This window comes from Stenotrophomonas sp. STEN240, from assembly GCF_056756175.1.
On record NZ_JBRRBO010000081.1, the window covers coordinates 1 to 5,678 of the forward strand.

Sequence of the window (5,678 nt, forward strand, 5' to 3'; positions counted from 1 at the left end):
GGCTTTCCCGGTAAGGCCACTGCCGAGCATGGCTCGGCACTACAACCGGTGAGGCCTCTTGCCGAGCATGGCTCGGCACTACAGAGGCTTCGCTGGGAAAGCCCTTGCCGAGCATGGCTCGGCACTACAGTGGCCTTGCCGGGAAAGCCCTTGCCGAGCATGGCTCGGCACTACGGGGCCATGCTCAGCCGGCTTTGGGCGTCAGCTTCAGCAGCTTTGCATTGCTGCCGTCTTCCAGCAGCCACAGCGCGCCGTCCGGGCCCTGCTCCACTTCGCGGATGCGGTTGCCCATGTCGAAGCGCTCGGCCTCGCGTGCCTTGTCGCCATCAAAAGCGACCCGTACCAGCGACTTGGACGAAAGCCCGCCGATGAAGCCGCTGCCCTGCCACTTCGGGAACAGGGTGCCGTTGTAGATGATGAAGCCGGCCGGCGAGATCACCTGGCGCCATGTGACTACCGGGGCGATGAATTCCGGGCGGGTGTCGTGATCCGGGATCGGGCGGCCGTCGTAGTGGTCGCCGTTGGAAACGATGGGGTAGCCGTAGTTGCCGCCGCGCTGGATCAGGTTCAGCTCGTCGCCGCCCTTCGGGCCCATCTCGTGTTCCCACAACTTGCCGTTGCCGTCGAAAGCCAGGCCGAGCACGCTGCGGTGGCCCAGCGACCATACCTGGTCGGCCGGCGCGCCCTGCGCCACGAACGGATTGTCCGCCGGCACGCTGCCGTCGTCGTTGAGGCGGATGATCTTGCCCAGGTTGGTTTTCATGTCCTGCGCCGGGTCGAACTTCTGCCGCTCGCTGGAGCTGATCCACAGCTTGCCGTCCGGGCCGAACGCCAGCCGGTGGCCGTAATGGCCGCGCCCTGTGACCTTCGGCGTCTGCCGCCAGATCACCTGCGTATCAGTCAGTTTGCCACCACCATCGGCATCGAGAACCAACTTGGCGCGTGCCACGGCCGCTCCACGGGTGTCGTCTTCGCCGTCTTCGGCATAGCTGTAATAGACCAGCCCATTGCTGGCGAACTGCGGGTGCACCAGCACATCACCCAAACCGCCTTGGCCGCCGTAAGCCACCGCAGGCACGCCGCTGACGTTGCCGCGCTTGCCGCTGGCCGGGTCGAAGTGGACCAGCTTGCCGCCCTTCTCCGTCACCAGCAGGCTGCCGTCGGGCAGGAAGGTCATCGCCCAGGGTTCATTGAAACGGGCCGCCTCGGTGGCGTTGAACGGCCATTGCGCGGGCTTTACCGCTGCTTCGGCGGCCGGGTCCGGGTCGGCGGCGCAGGCGCTGGTGAACAAGGCCGGGGCCAGGGCCAGGGTCATGCTGAGCAGAAGGGTACGGGGCATGGGAGTCTCCAGAAGCGGGAAGCGATACCAGAGCAGGGTTGTACACCATGGCAGCCGATGCTGTCCCTTTGAGGGATGGGACTGGCGCACGGAATCGCTTAACGTAGCGGCCGAGCGCCCGTGGACGTTGGGCCGCTACATCCACAAAAAGGAGTTTTTAAAAGATGAAAGCACAGATCTATCGCCCCTCGGCCGCGTTTATCGCCGCTGCCTGGACCGCATTGTTGCTGGGGGCGGCTGCCTATCTGGTTGGCCTGTTCAATGCGCAGATGCTGCTCAACGAGAAGGGCTATTACCTGACCCTGCTGCTGTTCGGCCTGTTCTCGGCGGTATCGCTGCAGAAGAGCGTGCGTGACCGGCTGGAGAACATCCCGGTGAGCAGCCTGTATTACAGCCTGTGCTGGTTTGCCCTGCTGTGCGCGTTGTTGCTGCTGCTGGTGGGCTTGTGGAACGCCACCCTGCTGCTCAGCGAGAAGGGCTTCTACGGCATGTCGTTCGCGCTGTCGTTGTTCGGCGCGGTTGCCGTGCAGAAGAACACCCGTGATGTGATGGCCGCCGATGCGGCCTACGGCGCGCCGCCGCTGCCGCCGCAGGAGTGATCCCAAAGCCACTCCCGCCTGGTGCGGGAGTGGCTGCAGGCAATCAGCTGTCGCTGGGTTGATCCTGCTCCGGGTGCTGCGCCGTGTGGCGGGCAACGATGCCGGTCGCGGTGACCCCGCCGGTGGCGTTGCCAATCGTGCAGAACACATCGGGAATGGTATCCACCGCCAGCAATACGCCCAGCGGTTCCACCGGCAGGCCCAGGCTCTGGGTGATCGGCATGTTGTTGGTCATGAAGTTGGCCTGGCCGGGCAGGCCGGTTGAGCCCATGCTGATCGCGGCCGCCAACAGCACCGCCACCGCGTACTGCGAGGCATGCACGTCGATGCCGTACAGCCAGGCGATGAAGCTGGCCACGGCGATGTACTGCGCCGGGCTGGTGATGCGGAACAGCGACACCGCCATCGGCAATACCAGCGAGGTCAACGCGGGCGGGTAGCCCAGCCGGTTGCGCGCGCTGTCAATCATGGCCGGCAACGAGGCCAGCGAGGATTGCGTGCTGCCGGCAATCACCTGCACCGGCACCAGCGCGCTGGCGAAACGACGGATCGGCTCGCCGGCGGCGAAGCGTGCCACCACGTACAGCAGCAGGGTGATCAGGATGTAGATCACGCACATCAGCACGATGTAATAGCCCAGCACGCCGAGGATGCTCATGCCGACCTCGGCGCAGACCACGAACACCAGCGCGAACACGCCTACCGGCGCCGCCCACAGCACCCAGCGCACGATGGTGATCATGGTGTCGGCGATGATGCGGATGATGTCCAGGATGCGCTCGCGGCGCTCGGGTTGCTGGCGGCTCAGCGCAAAGCCGAAGAACATCGCAAACGCCACCAGCGGCAGCATCGCGCTGGAGGCGGCTGCCGCCAGCGCGTTGCTGGGAATCAACGAGCTGATCCACTGCGCGGCACTGAGCGGGGTGGCGGCCGTGGTCGGCGAGCGCAGCGCATCGCGGAAAGCCTGGATGTTGTCGGCATCGCGCGGCAGCAGGTCCAGCAGAAGCGGTGTGATGACTGCGGAGAACGCCGCCGAACCCACCAGCAGGATCAGGAACACGATGATCGCGTTGCGTGCGGTACGCCCGGAGGCGGCGGCATTGCTGGCGGTATTGACGCCAACGATGACCAGCGCGGTCACCAAGGGCACCACCGTCATCTGCAGCGCATTGAGCCAGAGCCGGCCGATCGGGCGCAGCACATCGGCAATCTGCAGCGCCAGCACCTGGTCATAGGCGGTGAGCGACAGGCCGACGATGGCGGCCAGCACCAGCGCGATCAGCACCTTGACCGGTGCGGAGACCTTGGAAGATTTTGCGGGTGCGCTGTCGGTCATGGAGAGAAAGCTTGTCTAAAGGAAGGGAAGATGCCCTGAACCGGACAAATGCTCAACGAGTGGTTTCTGAAAGTTGCGGCAGGCCCCAGCTGCGTTGCAGGCGCTGGTACTGCGCGGCTGGCAGCAGCACGAACAGCGGCTTGGCCTGCGGCGACAGCCACGCCAGCAGCGCTGACATGCGCTCGGGCTCCATCGCGGTGCAACCGGCGGTGGCTTCGCCGGGCTGGCGCCACAGGTGGGCGAAGATGCAGCTGCCCTGGCCAGGAGCGGCGTCCGGGTTGTGTTCGATGACGAAACCTTCGCGGTAACGGCGGTCGCCGTTGTTGTGCAGGTCCAGCCGCATGGCCTCGGTAGACCCCTTCACAGCGGCCTCGCCGACCTTGCTGGCATCGACGATCTGGTTGTACAGCGGCGAGGCCGGTACATCCATGCAGTAGCTGCTGGCCAGCATCGGTTGGTAGGGCATCTGGCTGCTGATGTGCTCGGCATAGCCGAAGGCCGGGCCGATGTTGAAGATGCCGGCGGGGCTGCGACCATCGCCTTCCTGTTTCTGTGGGCCATCAGTCTGCTGCGGGTGCACGCCGATGCCCCAGGCGCTGCCGCTTCGGCCGAGGCTGACTTCGAAGCCGGCGTCGTGGGCTTTCCAGCCGCCGTCAGTACGCTCGAATGCCTGCAAATGCCCGTTGGTCGCATCCCAGCCGGGAGCAGTGACCACGATCAGTTGGCGGGCATTGTGCACCGGTGTAGCGAAGGGCGCAGCGATGCAGAGCGGTGCGATGACCATCAGCACGCAGCCCAGCAGGTGACGGATGTTGCGTTGGTGCAAGCTGGACATGAGGTTGGTTCCTGCGGTCAGTTGTCGATCAGGTGCTGGATGCGTTCCTGGTTCAATGCCAGTTGCCGTTGCCGATCCGGATTGGTCTGGCACAGCAGCACGAACACGAAATCCAGCAGGTATTGCAGCGAGCTGCGGTACAGCAGCTGGGCGACGGGAGGTTGCGGGTCGTGCGCACAGATGGCCAGTGAAGCGTCCGCGTGTGCACGCAAGGGGTTGGCGGTGTGGCGGGTGATCGATATCACCTTGCCGCCAACTTCCTGGAACTGGCGCGACAGCTGCCACAGTTGCGGCAGCTTGCCGAATTCGGAGAACACCAGCAGCACATCGCCGGGCCGCGCGGCGGACAGGTTGGCGATCATCAGGATGGGATCGGCCTGCTGCACGGTAAGGATGCCGAGCAGCGACAGGCGCATGGCGAATTCGCGGGCGTACAAGCCGTCATCGCCCAGGCCATAGATGAAGACCTTTGGGGCGTTGTCGATCAGCGCGATCACCGCTTCAACGTCGGCCTGAGAGTTGGCGGCCATGGTTTCTTCTTCTGCCGCTGCCTTGGCCCGGCGCAGGGTTTCGGCAACCAGCAGATAGCCGCCTGGCTGGTCTTCCGGTGGCCAGCGGGTGCTTTCGCCGTTGCCGGCGGCTGCGACTGCGGCACCCACCGAGTACTTGAGGTCGGGATAGCCCTTGAAGCCGAGTTTCTGGCTGAACTTGACCACGCTGGACTGGCTGATATCAAGCGCATTGGCCAGCTGCTGCGAGGAGTAGTCGCGCAGCAGGTGGGCGTTGTCGAGGATGAAGTCGGCGATGCGACGTTCGATGGCCGACATCTGTTCGCGCTCTGAGCGGATTTTTACCAGGGGTGGCATGGGCGTGTTGGTATTTATCTGCTGAAGACTTTAAGGGATTGCGTTGAAGAGCGGAGCAGCGCTTCGCTCCCGACCTTGCACGAAGTACCGGGAAAGGCTTGGGAGGTGCAGCTTTGCTTGTGCTTGTGCTCCAGCTCCCTCCCTTGCACGAAGTGCAGGGGAGGGCCGGGGAGGGGTAGCTCCTGCAGCTGCTCCTGCTTCTGCTGTTGCTCCAGATGTTGATCTACCGGGTCCCCTTCCGCAGCGACGGAGCTGGCAGACAAGACCCCGAATGGGGCGACGCACAAGGATGTGCGTCGTTTTTCGACGATACAGGGATGTATCGTCGAAAAATCCTGCCAGCGCAGTGGACCCGCGTCGCATAGCGACGTGGGCGCGTAGGCAGGGTGTGCTTTCTTTTGGTTATCTTTTCTTTGCACAAGCAAAGAAAAGTAACTCGCTCCCCGAAGGGGAGAGAAAGCCTTTGCTCTGGCATTTGCTGTTTTCTGCAAGTCGGAGCGAAAGCTGAAGCCAAGGCAAGAGCTTTCGCTCCCCTTCGGGGCGCGAGCACACCTTTCTTTGCTTGTGCAAAGAAAGGTGGCCCAAAGAAAGCACACCCGGCCTCCGCGCCCACGCCGCGGCGCGCCGGGGGTCCACTCCGCCGCCGGGATTTTTCGGCGAGACGTCCCTGTCTCGTCGAAAAACGACGTGCATCCATGCACGC

At 64.1% G+C, this 5,678-nt stretch carries 5 protein-coding genes; 1 reads left to right on the forward strand and 4 read right to left on the reverse strand.

Annotated elements, in window-relative coordinates; translation table 11 throughout:
* Positions 1-184: 184 nt before the first annotated feature.
* Positions 185-1,339, reverse strand: coding sequence for a PQQ-dependent sugar dehydrogenase (locus tag ACVOKO_RS19210; RefSeq protein ID WP_346500955.1), 1,155 nt, complete (start codon positions 1,337-1,339; stop codon positions 185-187).
* A 164-nt stretch (positions 1,340-1,503) separates the two neighbouring features.
* On the opposite strand from ACVOKO_RS19210, the gene yiaA reads away from it, so the two are divergent.
* Positions 1,504-1,938: an inner membrane protein YiaA gene (yiaA, locus tag ACVOKO_RS19215; RefSeq protein ID WP_346500957.1), complete on the forward strand. Its 435-nt coding sequence runs from the start codon at positions 1,504-1,506 to the stop codon at positions 1,936-1,938.
* Between the two features lie 43 nt (positions 1,939-1,981).
* On the opposite strand, the gene ACVOKO_RS19220 is transcribed toward yiaA, so the two are convergent.
* From ACVOKO_RS19220 to ACVOKO_RS19230, 3 genes are all read right to left on the reverse strand, one after another.
* Positions 1,982-3,274: a dicarboxylate/amino acid:cation symporter gene (locus ACVOKO_RS19220; protein WP_346500959.1), complete on the reverse strand. Its 1,293-nt coding sequence runs from the start codon at positions 3,272-3,274 to the stop codon at positions 1,982-1,984.
* A 52-nt stretch (positions 3,275-3,326) separates the two neighbouring features.
* Positions 3,327-4,058 carry a L,D-transpeptidase family protein gene (locus ACVOKO_RS19225; RefSeq protein ID WP_346500963.1) on the reverse strand — a complete coding sequence of 244 codons (732 nt, stop codon included), beginning with the start codon at positions 4,056-4,058 and terminating at the stop codon, positions 3,327-3,329.
* A gap of 68 nt (positions 4,059-4,126) precedes the next feature.
* The gene (locus tag ACVOKO_RS19230; RefSeq protein ID WP_346500961.1) at positions 4,127-4,975 is read right to left on the reverse strand and encodes a MurR/RpiR family transcriptional regulator; all 849 of its coding nucleotides are present in this window, start codon (positions 4,973-4,975) and stop codon (positions 4,127-4,129) included.
* Positions 4,976-5,678 lie beyond the last annotated feature (703 nt).